The sequence below is a fragment of the Nonomuraea sp. NPDC051191 genome (assembly GCF_044455665.1).
Taxonomy (GTDB): Bacteria; Actinomycetota; Actinomycetes; order Streptosporangiales; family Streptosporangiaceae; genus Nonomuraea.
This window is the reverse complement of record NZ_JBITEZ010000005.1, coordinates 325,388-343,038: the sequence shown is the minus strand read 5'-3', so window position 1 is coordinate 343,038 and position 17,651 is coordinate 325,388. Positions and strand designations below refer to the sequence as shown.

The 17,651-nt window shown below is 70.7% G+C and carries 17 protein-coding genes and 1 riboswitch; of the genes, 1 reads left to right on the top strand and 16 read right to left on the bottom strand.

The window, feature by feature from the left end:
- Nucleotides 1-198: 198 nt before the first annotated feature.
- On the bottom strand, nt 199-1,239 hold the full coding sequence (locus ACIA8R_RS16505) for an LLM class F420-dependent oxidoreductase (protein WP_397039006.1): 1,041 nt from the start codon (nt 1,237-1,239) through the stop codon (nt 199-201).
- A 93-nt stretch (nt 1,240-1,332) separates the two neighbouring features.
- Here ACIA8R_RS16505 and ACIA8R_RS16500 point away from each other — a divergent pair, with 93 nt between their 5' ends.
- Nucleotides 1,333-2,220: an endonuclease/exonuclease/phosphatase family protein gene (locus ACIA8R_RS16500; protein WP_364091170.1), complete on the top strand. Its 888-nt coding sequence runs from the start codon at nt 1,333-1,335 to the stop codon at nt 2,218-2,220.
- 34 nt (nt 2,221-2,254) lie between these two features.
- Here the strand turns inward: ACIA8R_RS16500 and ACIA8R_RS16495 are convergent, their stop codons facing one another.
- From ACIA8R_RS16495 to ACIA8R_RS16425, 15 genes are all read right to left on the bottom strand, one after another.
- A complete protein-coding gene (locus tag ACIA8R_RS16495; protein ID WP_357705364.1) occupies nt 2,255-2,809 on the bottom strand; it encodes a nucleotidyltransferase family protein in 555 nt (184 codons plus the stop codon).
- Nucleotides 2,806-3,897 (bottom strand): XdhC/CoxI family protein, encoded by a 1,092-nt coding sequence (locus ACIA8R_RS16490; protein WP_357705363.1) that lies wholly within the window; start codon nt 3,895-3,897, stop codon nt 2,806-2,808. The genes ACIA8R_RS16495 and ACIA8R_RS16490 overlap by 4 nt, the downstream gene beginning before the upstream one ends.
- Complete coding sequence (locus ACIA8R_RS16485; RefSeq protein WP_397039004.1) at nt 3,890-4,963, bottom strand: VWA domain-containing protein; 1,074 nt, start codon at nt 4,961-4,963, stop codon at nt 3,890-3,892. Before ACIA8R_RS16485 ends, ACIA8R_RS16490 begins: the two co-directional genes overlap by 8 nt.
- A complete protein-coding gene (locus tag ACIA8R_RS16480; RefSeq protein WP_357705361.1) occupies nt 4,956-5,822 on the bottom strand; it encodes a MoxR family ATPase in 867 nt (288 codons plus the stop codon). Before ACIA8R_RS16480 ends, ACIA8R_RS16485 begins: the two co-directional genes overlap by 8 nt.
- Before the next feature lie 112 nt (nt 5,823-5,934).
- Nucleotides 5,935-6,393 carry a PH domain-containing protein gene (locus ACIA8R_RS16475; protein WP_364091177.1) on the bottom strand — a complete coding sequence of 153 codons (459 nt, stop codon included), beginning with the start codon at nt 6,391-6,393 and terminating at the stop codon, nt 5,935-5,937.
- A gap of 19 nt (nt 6,394-6,412) precedes the next feature.
- The gene (gene ribH, locus ACIA8R_RS16470) at nt 6,413-6,880 is read right to left on the bottom strand and encodes a 6,7-dimethyl-8-ribityllumazine synthase (RefSeq protein WP_357705359.1); all 468 of its coding nucleotides are present in this window, start codon (nt 6,878-6,880) and stop codon (nt 6,413-6,415) included.
- Nucleotides 6,877-8,142 (bottom strand): bifunctional 3,4-dihydroxy-2-butanone-4-phosphate synthase/GTP cyclohydrolase II, encoded by a 1,266-nt coding sequence (locus ACIA8R_RS16465; RefSeq protein WP_397039002.1) that lies wholly within the window; start codon nt 8,140-8,142, stop codon nt 6,877-6,879. Before ACIA8R_RS16465 ends, ribH begins: the two co-directional genes overlap by 4 nt.
- Entirely contained in the window at nt 8,139-8,783 is a 645-nt protein-coding gene (locus tag ACIA8R_RS16460) for a nicotinamide riboside transporter PnuC (RefSeq protein ID WP_397039001.1), read from the bottom strand. Before ACIA8R_RS16460 ends, ACIA8R_RS16465 begins: the two co-directional genes overlap by 4 nt.
- Nucleotides 8,780-9,370 (bottom strand): riboflavin synthase, encoded by a 591-nt coding sequence (locus ACIA8R_RS16455; protein ID WP_357705356.1) that lies wholly within the window; start codon nt 9,368-9,370, stop codon nt 8,780-8,782. The genes ACIA8R_RS16460 and ACIA8R_RS16455 overlap by 4 nt, the downstream gene beginning before the upstream one ends.
- Nucleotides 9,370-10,539 carry a bifunctional diaminohydroxyphosphoribosylaminopyrimidine deaminase/5-amino-6-(5-phosphoribosylamino)uracil reductase RibD gene (ribD, locus tag ACIA8R_RS16450; RefSeq protein ID WP_397038999.1) on the bottom strand — a complete coding sequence of 390 codons (1,170 nt, stop codon included), beginning with the start codon at nt 10,537-10,539 and terminating at the stop codon, nt 9,370-9,372. Before ribD ends, ACIA8R_RS16455 begins: the two co-directional genes overlap by 1 nt.
- A 105-nt stretch (nt 10,540-10,644) precedes the next feature.
- Nucleotides 10,645-10,775, bottom strand: a riboswitch (FMN riboswitch).
- Nucleotides 10,776-10,852: 77 nt separating this feature from the next.
- A complete protein-coding gene (locus ACIA8R_RS16445; protein WP_357705354.1) occupies nt 10,853-11,662 on the bottom strand; it encodes an oxygenase MpaB family protein in 810 nt (269 codons plus the stop codon).
- 95 nt (nt 11,663-11,757) lie between these two features.
- Nucleotides 11,758-13,467, bottom strand: coding sequence for an ABC transporter family substrate-binding protein (locus ACIA8R_RS16440; protein ID WP_357705353.1), 1,710 nt, complete (start codon nt 13,465-13,467; stop codon nt 11,758-11,760).
- Nucleotides 13,464-15,533: an ABC transporter ATP-binding protein gene (locus tag ACIA8R_RS16435; protein ID WP_357705352.1), complete on the bottom strand. Its 2,070-nt coding sequence runs from the start codon at nt 15,531-15,533 to the stop codon at nt 13,464-13,466. Before ACIA8R_RS16435 ends, ACIA8R_RS16440 begins: the two co-directional genes overlap by 4 nt.
- Nucleotides 15,530-16,369 carry an ABC transporter permease gene (locus ACIA8R_RS16430; RefSeq protein WP_357705351.1) on the bottom strand — a complete coding sequence of 280 codons (840 nt, stop codon included), beginning with the start codon at nt 16,367-16,369 and terminating at the stop codon, nt 15,530-15,532. The genes ACIA8R_RS16435 and ACIA8R_RS16430 overlap by 4 nt, the downstream gene beginning before the upstream one ends.
- Nucleotides 16,370-17,347: an ABC transporter permease gene (locus tag ACIA8R_RS16425; protein ID WP_357705350.1), complete on the bottom strand. Its 978-nt coding sequence runs from the start codon at nt 17,345-17,347 to the stop codon at nt 16,370-16,372.
- Between the last annotated feature and the right edge of the window lie 304 nt (nt 17,348-17,651).

The following is a 17,651-nucleotide window of genomic DNA, read 5'->3' as shown; positions in this document are numbered from 1 at the left end:
GTGAGGAAGGGGGGTCCGGGGACGCGCTGATCAGCGACAGAGGGATCCGTGCAGACGGCACAGATCCACGTGCAGACGCTCGACGAGCCGCACGATAACCACAGAGAACCTCACGAGGACGTACAACAGCATGCGAAACGGGGCATATTCCCGCTCTGCATTGTGATGTGCGTCACACCCCTTCCGGAGCCCGGTGGATCAGGCGACCAGCTCCTTGACCTTCTCCAGCAGGCGGACGCGCTCCTCGTGCGTACGGCCGAGCGGCGCGACGTTGAGCGTCGTCACCCCCGACTCCTTCAGCGCCGCGATCCGGTCGCGCACGAAGCCCTCGCTGCCGATCAGCGACATGTTCTCCAGCAGCTCGGCCGGGACCAGCGCGGCGGCCTCGTCCTTCTTGCCCTCCAGGTAGAGGTCCTGGATCTGCTCGGCCTCCTTCTCGTAGCCGTAGCGCCTGGCCAGGTCGTTGTAGAAGTTCTTGCCCTTGGCGCCCATGCCGCCGATGTACAGGGCCGCCATCGGCCGGCCGAACTCGCGCAGCCCGGCCGCGTCGTCGCCGATGGCCAGCGTCGCCTGGGCGATCACGTCCAGCTCGCCCAGCTCGGGGTCGCGCCTGGCCTTGCCCGCGGCCAGCGACGGGCCCCACACCTGCGCGGCCTTCTCCGGGTAGTAGAAGATCGGCTCCCAGCCCTCGGCCAGCTCGGCGGTCATCTCCACGTTCTTGGGGCCGATGGCGGCGACCACGATCGGGATGCGCGGGCGCACCGGGTGGTTGATGATCTTCAGCGGCTTGCCCAGGCCGGTGCCCTCCCCGGCGGGCAGCGGCACGCTGTAGTTGCGGCCGGCGTGCTCCAGCCGCTCGCGCCGCCAGACCTTGCGGCAGATCTCGATGACCTCCCGGGTACGCCCGATCGGCGCGGTGTACGGCACCCCGTGGAACCCCTCGATGACCTGCGGGCCCGACGTCCCGATGCCCAGCGTGAAGCGCCCGTCGGAGACGAAGTCCATGCCCGCGGCGGTCATGGCGAGCAGCGTCGGCGTGCGGGAGTAGATCGGCAGGATGCCCGAGGCGATCTGCACCCGCTCGGTCTTGGCCGCGATGTACCCCATCTGGCTGACGGCGTCGAAGCTGTACGCCTCGGCCACGAAGACGATGTCGAGACCCGCCTTCTCGTAGTCGGCCAGCTCGGCGACCGTCTCCTTGAAACCGCCCGAGTAGTTGAGTGCCATACCGATGCGCATGCCGGGCTCCCGATGAACCGAATGATGTTCCGTTGCGACGTCCACAGGTTAGCGTGTCGGCGTGTCGCGCGGCGAAGCACTAGCCTGGTTCGGGTGCTGAGCCGGGTGGTCGTCGTCGTCTCCGCAGCGGTCGCCCTGGCCCTGGCGGGGCATTCGCTGATCCCGGCGCTCGGCGGGTTCACGCCCGTCCTGGAGAGCCTGCTCCCGTGGATGGGGCTGGCGGTTCCGCTGCTGCTGCTGCTCGCCGTCCTGGCGCGGTCGAGGGCGGCCGCGCTCGCGGCGCTGGCGCCCGGCCTGGTGTGGGCGGCGATGTTCGGCTCGACGCTGCTGGCCACGTCGCCCGGCGGCCCCAGCGACCTGGCCGTCGGCACGGTCAACGTCGGCGTGCGCAACAGCGCGTCCGGCGAGGCGGTCAAGGCCATCGCCGAAGACCTCGACCTGCTGGCCGCGCAGGAGCTGACACCCGGCGGGCCCGCGGCCAAGCAGCTCAACAAGATGTTCCGCTACCACTACCCGGTCAGCACGGTCGGCCTGTGGAGCCGCTACCCGCTCAGCGAGACCAGCCCCCTCGACGTCGGCATGGGCTGGCCGCGGGCGCTGCGCGCGGTGGTCAGCACCCCCAAGGGCAAGGTCACCGTCTACGTCATGCACCTGGCCTCGGCCAGGCCCGGCCACACCGCCTCCCGCGACGCCTCCCTGACGCACGCCCGCAAGCTCGTCGACGCCGATCCGAGCAAGCGCGTCCTGCTGCTCGGCGACCTCAACACCGCCACCACCGACCGGGGCATGAGCGGGCTGACCCCGCCGCTGACCGACGCCCAGAGCGTGGCCGGCGACGGGTTCGGCTTCACCTGGCCGGCCGAGTTCCCGATCACCCGTCCCGACCACATCCTGTTCAGGGGCATGACGGCGACCAAGGCGGGCGTGGCGCCGGCCACCGGCAGCGACCACCGCGCCGCCATCGCCTCCCTGCGCTTCTGACGGCCTTCCAGCAGGTCCGGGTCCTGCCGTGCGTCTAGCGGTCTTTCAGCAGGTCCAGGTCCTGCGGCGTGTCGATGTCGGCCGGGTCGCCGTGCTCGTCGCAGGCGACCTCGGTGACCAGCTCGGGGTGCGCCTTCATGAACGCCCGCGCCCCCACATCGCCCACCGCCAGCTCCGCCACCCCGGCGAAGTGCTCGCGGGCGATCAGCACCGGGTTCGCCCGCCGCCCGCCGTACGTGGCCACCGCCAGCCCGGCCCCCGACTCCGCCAGGGCCCGCACCGCGCCGGCCCGTACGAGGGGCTGGTCCACCAGCGCGACCACCACGGCCTCGGCCTCCGGCGGCAGCGCGGCCAGCCCGGTCCGCAGCGAGGAGCCCATGCCGGTGCGCCAGTCCGGGTTGCGCACGCTGACCGCCCCGCGCACCTGCGCCGTGGCCGCGCCGAGCACGACCACCACCGGATGGCAGCCGCCCTCCTCCAGCAGCCGCACCCCGCGGTCGACCAGCCGTTCGCCACCGAACTCCACGAGCGCCTTGGGCGTGCCCAGCCGGGCGCCCTCCCCCGCGGCGAGCAGCAGCCCGGCGATCACGAGGACTCCCCGTGGATGCGCCCGCCGGTCTGCGACAGCGGCCGGCCCGAGCCGCCCCACCGGAGCTGGATCAGCTCGGCGGCGATCGACACGGCCGTCTCCTCCGGGGTGCGGGCGCCCAGGTCGAGGCCGATCGGCGATCTCAGCCGGGCCAGCTCGGCCTCGGTGAGCCCGGACTCGCGCAGGCGGGCCAGCCGGTCCTCGTGCGTACGGCGCGAGCCCATGGCGCCGATGTAGCCGGCCCGCGTCCGCAGGGCCACCTCCAGCAGCGGGACGTCGAACTTGGGGTCGTGGGTCAGCACGCAGATCACCGTGCGCTCGTCCACCTGCACCGAGGCCAGGTAGTCGTGCGGCCACTTGACCACCACCTCGTCGGCCTCCGGGAAGCGCTTGGCGGTGGCGAAGACCGGCCGCGCGTCGCAGACGGTGACGTGGTAGCCGAGGAACTTGCCCACCCGGGCGACGGCCGCGGCGAAGTCGATCGCGCCGAACACCAGCATGCGCGGCGGCGGCGCGAACGACTGGACGAACACCGACAGGTCGTCCAGCCGCCGCTCGCCGCGGCCGCCGTAGTGCCTGATGCCGGTCAGGCCCTGGGCGAGCATGCCGCGGGCGTCGTCGTCCACGGCCTCGTCGAGGCGGTCGAGGCCCAGGGTGCCCGAGGAGCGGTCGGGCCAGACGATCCGGCGGGCGCCCATCGTGCCGGGCCCGGAGACGATCGTGGCGACGGCGACCGGGTGGTGGGCCTCGACCGACGCGGCGATCTCGCCCAGCTCGGGGAAGGTCTCGATGGAGACCGGCTCGACCAGGATGTCGATGATGCCGCCGCAGGTCAGGCCGACGGCGAAGGCGTCGTCGTCGCTGACCCCGTAGCGCTGCAGGACGGGCGTGTCGGCCTCGGAGGCCAGCTCGAAGACCGCGCCCTCGACGCATCCGCCGGACACGCTGCCCACCACCTCGTCACCGCGCACCGCCATCGCCGCCCCCGGCGGGCGCGGCGCGCTGCTGAACGTGCTCACCACGGTCGCCAGCCCGAACCTGAGCCCCGACCTCCACCACCGCATGATCTCCGGGAGCACGTCACGCATGGGCGAGCCTTTCGCTGAGTTCCTCGTAGGCGGCCAGACTGTGCCCGGCCACCAGGTCGTCCAGATACGGCAGGGCGGCCCGCATCCCCCCGGTCAGCGGCTGGTAGTCCTCATACCCCTTGTGTGGATTGACCCAGATGAGCCGGTACGCCTGCCGGGCCAGCCTGGCGAGCTGGGCGCCCAGCAGCGCGGGGTCACCCCGTTCCCAGCCGTCGGAGGCGATGACCACGATCGCCCCCCGGGCGCTGTGCCGGGTCAGGTACTCCTTGAACTCCTCACCGAGCCTGGTTCCTCCGCTCCAGTCGGGGATGGCCGCCGACACCTCGTTCAGCGCCGTGCCGGGGTCGCGGTGGCGCAGCCCGGCGGTGACCTCGGTGAGCCGGGTGCCGACCGAGTAGACCCTCGTGGCCCGCGGCTCGCTCCTGACCAGCGCGTGGGCGAAGCGCAGCAGGGTCTCGGCGTAGGGCGCCATCGAGCCGCTGACGTCCACGAACAGCACCACCCGCCGGGGCCTGGTCGTGTGCCGCCGGCGCCGGAGCCGGGCCACCTCGCCGGTCCGCAGCGCCTCGCGCACCGTGCGACGCCGGTCCAGCCCGCCCCGGTGCGCCTGCTCGAAACGGCGTGAGCGGCGCGCGGCCCGGCCGTTCCTGAGCAGGGCCAGCATGCGGTGCACCTCGGCCCGTTCGGCCTCGGTGAGCCGGGCCACGTCCCGGTGGCGCAGCACCTCGGCGCGGCTGGCCGTGGCCGGGGCCGTGCCGTCCTCGCCTTCTTCCGTGCCGCCGCCGTCGCCGGCCGCCAGGTGCCTGGTGACGCTGGTCGTCCCGGTACGGGCCGCCGTCGCCCGCCGCCCCCCGAAGTACGCGGCGAAGCAGCGGTCGTAGCGGGGCAGGTCGTCGGGCGTGGCGCACAGAGTGAGCCGGCCGGCCCAGTAGACCTCGTCCCGGTCCTCGACGTCGAGGTGGCCGAGGGCCTGGAACAGGCTCCGCGTACGTTCGTGGTCGGCGTCCACCCCGGCCGCGCGCAACGTCCTGACGAAGCCCGTCACGGTCCGGACCAGCTCATCCATGCGACAGCAGCCCGTTCCCCAGGACGGCGGCGACGTCCTCGCGGTACTTCAGGGCCGCGCCCAGCGTGGCGGCGGCCAGGTCGGGGTCGAGCTCCCTGGCCCCGAGCGTCAGCAGCGCCTCGGTCCAGTCGAGCGTCTCGGCCACGCCCGGCGGCTTGACCAGGTCCGCCCGCCGCAGCCGCTCGGCCGCCTTCGCGACCTGCAGGGCCAGCTCCTCGGTGCAGCCGGGCAGGCGACGCAGCAGGATCGCGACCTCGCGGTCGAAGCTCGGGTGCTCCAGCCAGTGGTAGAGGCAGCGCCGCTTGAGCGCGTCGTGCACCTCGCGGGTGCGGTTGGAGGTCACCACGACCACCGGGGGCGTCTTCGCCCTGATCGTGCCCAGCTCGGGGATGGAGACGGTGAAGTCGGAGAGCACTTCGAGCAGGAACGCCTCGAACTCGTCGTCGGCCCGGTCGATCTCGTCCACCAGCAGCACGCTCGGCTGGGTCTCCACGGCCTTCAGCAGCGGACGGGCGATCAGGAAACGGCGGTCGTAGATCTCCCCCTCCAGCCGGGCGGCGTCGGTGATCCCGGCGGCCTCGGCGGCCTTGAGGTGGAGGAGCTGGCGGGCGAAGTCCCAGTCGTACAGGGCCTGGGACGCGTCGAGGCCCTCGTAGCACTGCAGCCGGATGAGCGGGGCCTTCAGCAGCGTCGCCAGGGTCTTGGCCAGCTCGGTCTTGCCGACGCCCGCCTCCCCTTCGAGGAACAGCGGGCGTCCCATCCGCAGCGCCAGGAAGGCGGCCGTGGCCAGCCCTCGGTCGGCCAGGTAGTCGTGCCGGTCGAGCAGCTCGGTGAGCTTGTCCGGCGACTCGATGTCCATTGCCCTGATTGTCCGCCGCAGCACGCCTTCAGGCTACGTCGCCACCCCGGTCCGGCGATATCGGCTCGCCTTCATCGCCGGGTTTCAGGCGCCAGGTTTCAGTCGCCGGGTTTCAGTCGCCGGACTCGGCCGCCTCGCCGCGTTCGCGGATCAGCGCGGCCAGCTCGGCCGTGGCCCGGCGGGCGCGGGCCTTCTCCGAGCCCTGGATGCCCATGGCGCCGATCGTCCGGCCGTCGGAGAAGTCGATCTTCGGCCACGGGTCGCCCACCAGCAGGGTCACGTCGATGACCTCGGGCCAGGTGTAGCGGTGGACGCGCAGGGCGTTGACGATCGTCAGGCCCTTCTCGTCGGCCTCCACCCGGACCCGGCCCAGCAGGTGGAGCACGTACGCCACCGCCAGGCCGAAGCCCACGATCGCCACCCGGTCGGGCAGCTTGAACGGGTCGGCGATGAAGATCGCCATGAGGACCGCCCCCGCCACGACCAGCGCGGCGAAGACATAGGGCACGACCCGGCCCCGGCTGGGACGCCAGGTCACGGGCAGGGGCGGCGGGGTAACGGGCTCGGGCACGAGGGAAACCTACCGCAGCTCAGTGGAGGTCCCTCAGGAGGAGTGCGGTCTCCAGGGCGGCCATGGCCGACTCGTAACCCTTGTCCTCCTTGCTGCCGGGCAGTCCGGAACGGTCGAGGGCCTGGTCCATCGTCTCGCAGGTGAGCACGCCGTTGCCGACGGGCGTCTCCTCGTCGAGCGAGACGCGGGTCAGCCCGCTGGTGACCGAGTCGCAGACGTAGTCGAAATGGGCGGTCTCGCCCTTGATGACCGCGCCGAGGGCGACCACCGCGTCACAGCGCCGGGCCAGGGCCTGCGCCACGACGGGGATCTCCAGCGAACCGGCCACGCGGACCACGGTCGCGGTGGCGCCGCTGTCGTCGCACGCCTGCACGGCCCGCGCCACGAGCTGGTCAGTGATCTTGGCGTGCCAGCTCGCCGCCACCACGCCCACGACCAGGCCGGCCGCGTCCACCACGGCCACGCCGGGACGGCCTTCTCCACTCATGACGCCTCCGAGATCTCGTGCGGGACGCTGGAGGAGATGTCGTGGCCGAGCCGGTCGCGCTTGGCCTCCAGGTACCGTTCGTTGTGCGGGTTCAGGGCCACGGGCATGGGCTCGCGGCCGAGCACCTTGATGCCGTAGCCGTCCATGCCCTTGAGCTTGGCCGGGTTGTTGGTGAGCAGCCGCACCGAGCGCACCCCGAGGTCGGCGAGGATCTGCCCGGCGTTGGAGAACTCGCGGGCGTCCACCGGCAGCCCCAGCTCGACGTTGGCGTCGACGGTGTCGCTGCCGTTGTCCTGGAGGCTGTAGGCCTTGAGCTTGGCCAGCAGGCCGATGCCCCGGCCCTCGTGGCCGCGCAGGTAGACGACGACGCCGCGGCCCTCCTGCGCGATGGCGCCCATGGCGTGGTCGAGCTGCACGCCGCAGTCGCAGCGCAGCGAGCCGAACACGTCGCCGGTCAGGCATTCGGAGTGGGCCCTGACCAGGATGTTCTCGCCGCCGCCGAGGTCGCCGTAGACGAGCGCGACGTGCTCGCCGCCGTCGAGGGCGCTGGCGTAGCCGTAGGCCCGCCACATGCCGTACGCGTTGGGCAGCCGGGTCTCGGCGACCCTGGTGACCATGCTCTCGGCCCGGCGGCGGTGGTCGACGAGCTGCTCGATGGAGACCAGCGCCAGGTCGTGCTCGTCGGCGAAGCGGCGCAGCTGGGGCAGCCTGGCCATGGTGCCGTCGTCGTTGACCACCTCGGCCAGCGCCCCCGCCGACGACAGCCCGGCGAGCCTGGCCAGGTCGACGGCCGCCTCGGTGTGGCCGCGCCGGGCCAGCACGCCGCCCTCGCGGTAGCGCAGCGGGAAGACGTGGCCGGGCCGGACCAGCTCGTTGGGCTCGGTGGCCGAGTCGGCGAGGGTGCGGATGGTCCTGGCGCGGTCGGCGGCGGAGATGCCGGTGGTGACGCCGTCACGGGCGTCCACGGTGACCGTGTACGCGGTGCGCAGGCGTTCGCGGTTCTGGGCCACCATGAGCGGCAGGCCGAGCCGGTCGAGCTCCTTGCCGTCCATGGCCACGCAGATCATGCCGCTGGTGTGCCGGATCAGGAACGTGCACAGCTCCGGCGTGGCCTTCTGGGCGGCGAAGATCAGGTCGCCCTCGTTCTCGCGGTTCTCGTCGTCCACGACCACGACGGGACGCCCCTGGCGGATGTCCTCGATGGCGCGCTCGATCGGATCCAGCTTGATGTCGTCCATGCCGTCGTTCATGCCGTCGTTCATGCTGCTGCCACCAGTTCGGGACGGGCGGCGCGGTACTCGCGCAGCCACTTGGCGAAGCCCGTGAGGACCATGACGAAGAACACGCCGTAGACGGCGCCGGAGACGTAGAGGCCGGACTTGAACGCGACCGGCACGCCCACCAGGTCGACCAGCACCCAGACGACCCAGAAGTCGACCAGCGCCCGGCCCTGCGCCCAGGTGGCGACCGCACCGCCGACGAAGATGTAGGCGTCGGAGGCCACCACGGCCACCGACGCGCCCGGGTACCACGACAGGTCGAACGCCTTGAACAGGATCGTCACCACCACGGTGCCCACCACGAGCGCCGCCAGCATCCGCCACCGCTCGCCGCCCGTGGCGGGCCGGACGGCCAGGGCCTGCTCCTGGGTGCCCTGCCGCCACTTCCACCACCCGTAGACTGCCAGCACGGCGAACAGGGCCTGCTTGAGCGCGTTGCCGGTGACGTGCGCGCTGATCGAGGCGAGGAACAACAACACCGAGCCGGTGAACTGCACCGGCCAGGTCCACATGGACTTGCGCATCGCGAACGCCACCGTGGCGAGGGCGAACACGTTGCCGATCAGGTCGGTCCACTTCACCGGCCGACCCAGGATGTCAATCGATGCGTCCACCCAGCTCATCGGGTGCCCACCAGCCTCTCCACATACTTGGCGATCACGTCGACCTCGATGTTCACCACGTCGCCCACCTGGCGGTCGCCCATGGTGGTCAGCTTCAGCGTGGTCGGGATGAGGCTCACGCCGAAGCTGTCGTCGTCAACCGTCGTGACGGTCAGGCTGATTCCGTCGATCGCGATCGAACCCTTCTCGGCCACGTACCGGCTGAGCGGGCCGGGGAGGGAGAAGCGCAGGTCGTCCCAGTTCTCGCCGGGGGCGCGGGACAGCAGGCGGGCGGTGCCGTCGACGTGACCCTGGACGATGTGGCCGCCGAGGCGCTGGTCGGCGCGTACCGACCGTTCGAGGTTGACCGCCGAGCCCGCGGTGAGGCCGCCGAGCGAGCTGCGGTCGAGCGACTCCCTGATGACGTCGACGGTGAACACGTCGTCCTTGACCTCGACGACCGTCAGGCACACGCCGTTGACGGCGATCGAGTCCCCGTGGGCGGCGTCGGAGGTGACGAGCGGGCCGTGGACGGACAGCCGGGCGCCGCCGCCCGCCGGCTCGATGGCGACGACTTCGCCCTTCTCCTCGATGATTCCGGTGAACATCACTTCTCCCTGCCTTGATGCGGAGCGGGCCGCGCGGTCAGCCGCAGATCCGGCCCGATGGGGGAAAACTCGTCGAAGGTGAGGCGGTGGACGCCACTGATCGTGGCGACGCCCGCCGGGCCGAGCGCGGCCCTGCCCTCGCCGAGGAGGGCGGGGGCGAGGTAGGCGTACACGCGGTCGATCAGGCCCTGGCGCAGGAACGCGCCGGCGAGGGTGGGCCCGCCTTCCAGGAACACACTGACCACCTCGCGGGCGGCCAGCTCGCGCAGGAGGGCGTGCAGGTCGAGGCCGCTCTCCGCGTGCCGGGGCAGGCGCAGCAGGCCGGCCTTGAGCCCGGTGCCGGCGTCGTCGGCCACGGCGACCAGCGTGGGGGCCTCGTCGTCGAGGACGCGGGCCGTGGGCGGCGTGCGGCCCTCGGTGTCCACGACGACCCGCAGGGGTGGCCGGGCGCCCAGCGGCCGGCCGGCCAGCGGCGGGCTCCCCGCCAGCAGCGCCCCCGCGTCGCCCTCCTCGGCGTCGTGCGCGGGTTCGGGGAGGCGGACGGTGAGGTGGGGGTCGTCGGCGAGCACGGTGCCGACGCCGGCCACGATCGCGTCTGAGGCGGCGCGCAGCCGGTGGACGTCGGCCCGCGCCTGCGGCGAGGTGATCCACTGGCTGGTGCCGTCGGCGGCGGCCGACCTGCCGTCGAGGGTGGCGGCGAACTTCCAGGTCACGTGGGGCCTGCCGAGCCGGGCGTAGGTGAGCCATTCCTCGTTGACCCGCTCGGCCGCCTCGCTCAGCACGCCCCGCGTCACGCTCACCCCGGCCTCGCGCAGCCGGGCCGCGCCGCCGGCGGCCTTCGGGTTGGGGTCGGCCACGGCGACGACCACGCGGGCCACGCCCGCGGCCAGCAGCGCCCGGCTGCACGGCCCGGTGCGGCCGGTGTGGTCGCAGGGCTCCAGCGTCACGTACGCCGTGCCGCCCCGCGCCCGCTCCCCCGCCTGGGCCAGCGCCACGACCTCGGCGTGCGGCCCGCCCGCGTACGCGTGGAAGCCCTCGCCCACGACCTGCCCGGCTGCCGACAGCACGACGCAGCCGACGACGGGGTTGGGGCTGGTGCCGCCGTGTCCGCGCGCGGCCAGCTCGACGGCGCGCGCCATGTGCGCGGCGTCGGCGGCTGAGATGTCCACCCGGGTCTCCTACTCGCCAGTAGCTTCAAGCCACGGCGGGCCCCGGGGGGTTTTCGGGCGCCTGCACGGCACCACGTCAGGAGCCCGGCTGGGACGCCGGACACCTCGCGCGCTTCCTCCCATCCGGACTTTAACCGTCGGTCCTGGAATTTCACCAGGTCAACCGGCCGATGGCATCGGCCGGGTCGCGGACTGTAACCGCCGGTTCGGACTTTCACCGACCCCGGAGCACGCTAGCTCTCTTCTTGTACCAGTTTGCCATGCCGCTTACGGAAAGCGCGACCGCCCCCGTGCTATTTGAACAAGCGCTCGCTCAGGCAGCCATCAGCTTGCGCGCCCGGCGGGCCGAGGGCGCATAGCGGACCTGCGCGGGGACCAGGCCGATGCCGGTGTGCAGGGCCCGCAACGTGGCCGAGGCCCACAGGTCGCCGACGGGCGTGGCGGGCAGGCCGTACAGGCGGCGGGCCCAGCGCGGCAGCGTGGCCAGGGCCAGCACGGTCAGCGCGGGCACCGCGGGCCGCAGCGCGGACAGCGCGCCGGGCAGCGGGGTGTGCAGCGACAACCGCAGCGGATGGGCGGCCTCGGGCACCAGCCGCAGCTCGGGACGCCGGGCGGCGATGTAGTCGCGCAGCTCGGCCACCGAGCCCGGCACGTCGTCCCCGCTCAGGCCCACGACCTCGGCGGCGCGCCGCCACTCGGCGACGAAGCGGTCGGCGTCGGCGTCGGACAGCCGCACGCCGGCGCGACGGGCGACCGTCAGGTAGGAGTCGACCTCGCCGACGTGCACCCAGCGCAGCGCCTCGGGGTCGTCCAGACGGTAGGTCTCGCCGGTCTCGGGATCATGGGCGGTCAGCCTGGCGTGGATCGCGCGCACCCGGCGGCCGGCCCGCTCGACCTCCGCGTGCGTGCCGTACGTGCGCACCCGGACGAACTCGCTGGTCCGCAGGAAGCGCGCCCACGCCTCCGCCGGGTCGAGCAGCGCCGAGTTCTGCAGCACGCCCCGCATCGCCCTGGGGTGCAGCCCCTGCATGAGCAGCGCGCGGAAACCGCCGACGAGCTGGATCGGCTCCCCCATCACCCGCCAGGTCACCGACTCGGGGCCGAAGATCCCATAGTCGTCCATAAGTGAACAGTTACCCATATAGGCGGTGAAGCATGCCGAAAACCCCCGGCCGAGAACGGCCGAGGGTTTCGTGAGGCTGTCGTGCGGTACGGAGATCAGCCGGTGAAGCCGATCGCCGTGTAGTCGGCGGCCTGGTAGCCGAAGGCGCCGTAGTTGGCCAGCGTCTTCTTGGTGGCCTGGATGTCAGGACGCTGGTACAGCGGGATGGTGTGCACCTGGTCCCAGATCAGCTTGTCGGCGGCGTTGGCCAGCTCGGCGGACTTGGTCGGGTCCATCTCGCCGACCGCGGCGTCGATCGCGGCGTCCAGCGCCGGGTCGCTGCCCTTGGGGAAGTTGGACTCGGAGCCCGACTTGTAGATCTGCGGCAGGGAGCCCATCGGCAGCGGCGTGCCGATCCAGGAGAACGGCACCAGGTCGAAGTCGCCCTTGATGATGAAGTCGGTGAAGAACTTGTCATCGGGGACCGGGCGGATCGTCAGCTTGATCCCGGCCTCCTTGAGCATCGCCTGGGTGAGCTCACCCTCGGTCTTGGCGTACGGCAGGCCCGCCGGGACGACGAAGTTCAGCGAGAACTCCTTGCCGTCCTTCTTGCGGACGTCGCCCTCCTGCTTCCAGCCGGCCGCGTCGAGCAGCTCCTTGGCCTTGGGCAGGTTGTACTTGCCCAGGTCGCCGGAGTTGTCGACGTACGCCTTGTGGTTGTTCATGAAGACGTGGTTGCCCAGCGTCTGCAGCGGCCAGTCCATGTCCTTGAGGTCGGACTGCGTGATCACGTCGCGGTTGATCGCGTACGCGACGGCCTGGCGGACCGACTTGTCCTTCAGGAACTCGCTCTGGTTGTTGACGGTGATGTGCCGCCAGTTCGGGCTGAGCGCCTTGCGGACGTCGACGTTCGGGACTTCCTTGGCCCGCTTGAGGTCGGCGGGGCTGCCCGGCGGGATCTCCACGGCGTCGAGCTCGCCGTTGGCGAAGGCGTTCACCTGCGCGGCGGGCGTCTCGATGGTACGGAAGATGACCTTGTCGAGCTTGGCCTTGCGGCCCCACCACTTGTCGTCGCGCACCACGGTGAGGGTCTTGGTGCCCTCGTTGATGCTCTCGACCTTGAAGGGCCCGGCGGTGACCGGGATCTTCTGCAGGTAGTCCTTCTCGTACTTCTCCGGGGTCTCCATGTGGGAGGCCGGGTAGAGGTGCGGCGAACGGGAGAACTGCCCCTGCCAGTCGGGGTAGTTCTTGGCGTACGTCACGATGGCGACCTTGTCGGAGTCACCCTTGGTGACCGACTCGATGCGGTCCCAGCCGTCGGTGGAGGCCGGCTTGAACTTCTTGTCCTTGCCGCTGTTGGCCTTCCACGCCGCCTCAAGGTCCTTCCAGGTGATCGGCGTGCCGTCCGACCACTGGGCCTTGTCGTTCAGCGTGTAGGTGACGACCTGCTTGCCCGACGACAGGTCCATCTTGACGTCGGTGAGGTAGTCGGGGTTGGCCTTGAAGTTGGCCTCGGAGTCGGCGACCATCAGCTGCGGCATCAGCGAGTCGAGCATGTCCGCCGTGTCGCGCTGGTTGCCGTCGACGTGGTTGCCGTTCCACTGGCTCGGCCACTGGCCGACCGAGAGGGTGAGCGTGCCGCCGTCCTTGACCTGCTCGTACGCGACGGGGTTGATCGAGATGCCCGGAGTCTCCGACATCTGCTGCTGAGCCTGCTGCGACTGCTCGGCGCTCGGCTTCTTGGCCTCGCCGCCACCACCGCCACAAGCCGCCGCGGCCATGGCGAGGACGGCGATTCCCGCCGCCGCCCGGTAACGAACCTTCACTTTTCCTCCTGATCGTCCGAGGCCGTGATGACCTCGACTTCCTCCGCGTAGTGGCAGGCGGCGCCGTGGTCGACGGCGTTCGCGAGCCGGGCAACCGAGGGCTCTTCGTCCACACAGCGCCCGCGTTCGGCCTCGGTGAGCAGGGCGAACTTGGGGCAGCGGGTGCGGAACCGGCAACCCGATGGCGGGTCGGCCGGGCTGGGCAGGTCACCTTCGAGCAGGATCCGCTTGCGTGTGCGTTCCATCTCGGGGTCGGGCAGCGGGATCGCTGACAGCAGCGCCTGCGTGTAGGGGTGGGCGGGGCGGTCGTAGACCTCCTCGACCGTGCCGATCTCGGCGATCCTGCCGAGGTACATGACCGCGACGCGGTCGGCCAGATGCCGGACCACGGCCAGGTCGTGCGCCACGAACAGGTACGACAACCCCAGGGTGTTCTTCAGCTGGTCCAGCAGGTTGATGACACCGGCCTGGATGGACACGTCGAGAGCCGAGACCGGCTCGTCCAGGACCAGCAGCTTGGGCTCCAGGGCCAGCGCGCGGGCGATGCCGATGCGCTGGCGCTGGCCGCCGGAGAAGCTCTGCGGGTAACGCTCGGCGTACTCCGGCGCCAGGCCCACCAGTTCGAGCAGCTCGGCGACCCGCTCCTTGACGTTCTTGCGCCCGTGGGCGCGCAGCGGCTCGGCGACGATGTCGCCGACCGGCATGCGCGGGTCGAGCGCCGCCATCGGGTCCTGGAAGACGATCTGCAGGTCGCCCCTGAGCGCCTTGCGCCCGGACGGGCCGAGCTTGGCGCTGTCCTGGCCGAGCACGACGATCCGGCCGCTCTGCGGCGGGGCGAGCTGCATGATCTGCTGCAGCGTCGTGGTCTTGCCGCAGCCCGACTCGCCGACCAGGGCCAGCGTCTCGCCCTCGGCGATGTCGAAGCTGATGCCGTCCACGGCGTGCACGGTGCCGACGCGGCGCTTGAACACCGCGCCCTTCATCAGCGGGTAGTGCCGGATGAGGTTGTCGAGCTCCAGCACGGTCGCGCGCTGCTCGCGCGGCACGCGGACCACCTCGCTGACCGGGATGACCGGGACCGGGAACACGTCCGCGCCGGTCAGGCCCTTGTACTCGATCTCGCGGGAGCGGATGCAGGCCACGTGCCTGCCGCCGCCGACGTCGGTGAGCGGCGGCTCCTCGTCGTCGCACGAGTCGATCTTCATCGGGCAGCGCGGCGCGAACGGGCAGCCCGGCGGCAGCGCCGCCGGGGAGGGCGGGTTGCCCTCGATCGGCACCAGCGGCCCCTCCTCGCCGTCGATCCTGGGGATCGAGGCGAGCAGCCCCATCGTGTACGGCATCCGCGGCCGGTAGTAGATGTCGTCGACGTTGCCCTGCTCGACCGGCTTGCCGGCGTACATGACCAGCACCCGGTCGGCCATGCCCGCGACGACACCCAGGTCGTGCGTGATCATGACGATGCCGGCGCCCGTCTCGCGCTGGGCGGTCTTGAGCACCTCCAGCACCTGGGCCTGGATGGTCACGTCGAGCGCGGTGGTGGGCTCGTCGCAGATCAGCAGGTCGGGGTCGTTGGCGATGGCCATGGCGATCATCGCGCGCTGCCGCATGCCGCCGGAGAACTCGTGCGGGAACGCCTTGGCGCGCACGTCCGGGTGCGGGATGCCGACCAGGTCGAGCAGTTCGACGGCGCGCTTGGCGGCCTTGTCCTTGCCCAGCTTCTGGTGGACGCGCAGCGCCTCGGAGATCTGGTCGCCGATCGTGTAGACGGGCGTGAAGGCCGACAGCGGATCCTGGAAGATCATGCTCATCGACTTGCCGCGGACCTTGACCAGGTCCTCTTCCTTCATCCCGATCAGCTCCTGGCCGTGGAGCTTGACCGAGCCGCTGATCTGGGCGTTGCGCGGCAGCAGACCCATGATCGCCAGGGACGTCACGGACTTGCCCGAACCGGACTCGCCCACGATGCCCAGGACCTCGCCGCGGCCGACCTCGTAGCTGACGCCGCGGACGGCTTCGATGCCGCCGGGGAAGGTCACGGTGAGGTCTTGGACCTCCAGGATGCTCATGAGTTGCTCCCCGGGTCGAGTGCGTCGCGCAGGCCGTCTCCGATGAGGTTGATGCTCAGCACCAGCAGCACCAGGAGCCCGGCGGGGAAGGCGAACAGCCAGGGGTAGCCGGTGGCGTTGCGGGAGCCTTCGGCGATCAGCGTGCCGAGCGAGACGTCGGGCGGCTGGATGCCGAAGCCGAAGAAGGACAGCGCGGCCTCGCCGATGACCGCGCCGCTGACGTTCAGCGTGGCGTCGATGATCAGCAAGGAGGACAGGTTCGGCACGATGTGCCGGAAAATGATCTTCCAGCGGGGGATGCCCATGTAGACGGCCGCCTGCACGTACTCGCGCTCACGGAGCGAGAGCGTCATGCTGCGGACCACCCTGGAGGTGATCATCCAGGCGAACGCCGCCAGCAGGACCACGAACCAGAGCCAGGAGGCGCCGCGCAGGCGCGGCGAGGCGATCGCGATGATCAGGAAGCTGGGCAGGACGAGGAGCAGGTCCACGCCCCACATGAGGACGCGGTCCACCCAGCCGCCGAAGTACCCGGCGAAGGCGCCGACCACGGCGGCCAGGCCGGTCGAGATGAGCGCCACGAGCAGGCCGATGATGATCGACTTCTGCATGCCGCGCAGGGTGACGGCGTACATGTCCTGGCCGATCGTGGTGGTGCCCCACCAGTGGTCGGACGACGGCGCAGACAGGAAGGACAGGAAGTCCTTGTCCGTCCAGTCGTAGGCGCCGAAGAGGGGACCGATGTAGGCCAGCGCCACCAGCAGCACGAGGGCGATGAAGCCGTAGCGGGCCTGCCGGTTGCGCAGCATCCGCCCGAGAACAACCTTGGAACGCACTTAGCTCACCCTCACTCGTGGGTCGAGGGCCGCCACCAGCAGGTCCGACAGGAAGCCGGCGAACAGGACGCAGACGGAGGCGAACATGCTGACCGCGGCGACCGAGTTCACGTCGTTCTGGTTGATCGAGTCGACCAGCCAGGCGCCCATGCCGTTCCAGGCGAAGATCTTCTCGGTGAAGGTGGCGCCGGTGAGCATGGTCCCGAAGGCGAAGGCGAAGTACGTCGCCGCGGGGATCAGCGCGGTACGAAGCGCGTGCTTGATCAGGGCTGTCCTGCGCCGCAGGCCCTTGGCCATCGCCGTGCGGACGAAGTCCTGGCCGAGCACGTCGAGCATCATGTTGCGCTGGATGCGGCTGTAGAAGGCGATCGAGCCCAGGCTGAGCGAGATGGTCGGCAGGATCAGGTGGTTCAGCCGGTTGGTGAACTGGTCCCAGCCGGACAGCTTGGGGTTGTACTCGCCGGTGAACTCGATCAGCGTGAAGCCGAGCCCTCGGTTGAGGTTGTAGGCGCTGATCGCCAGCAGCGTGGCCAGCACGAACACCGGCACCGCCATGATCACGAACGAGCCGACACCGATCACCCGGTCGGTGATCCGATATTGCTTGATCGCCGACAACGCGCCGAGCGCCACTCCCAGGACGAATCCCACGATCGTGCCGACCAGCAGCAGCCGGAGGCTGACGGAGATCCGCCGGCCCATCTCGTCGTTGACCGAACCGCCGTTCCAGGTCTTGCCGAAGTCCCCGGTGACGACGCCCTTGACCCAGGTTCCGTAGCGCTCCAGGACGGGCGTCTTGTCGTTGAGGTTGTAGGCGTCGAGCGTGGCGTCGATGACTTCCTCGGCGACAGGAGGCTGGCGGCCCTCGTACGCACCGCGAGGGTTCATGGTCGTCGCGGCGAGCATGTAGGCCAGGCTGGCCGCGATCGCGACCAGGATCAGATTGATCGCCAACCTGCGCAGCAGGTACTTGCCCATTACCCTCCGTTCGCACTGAACGAGGGCCCGGAAACCCCGGTAGGAGAAGACCCCCGCAATGGTAAAAGACCGTCTTACGCCGCGAAAAGTGATGACGCGGAACGGCGATCAAAACGCAGGATATCTAGCCAAACATCACAGTCAGCAATAGTTCGACATAACAGAAAGGTCACTTCGCACGGTGGCGCCCCGCCGGTGATCATGGGTTGATAAGGGGGTTGACCTGGGGAAACGCGAGCTATCAAGATCGGTAACGCGCGCTATCGGATCAGGCTATGTCACAGAATCCTGACAAAAAATAACC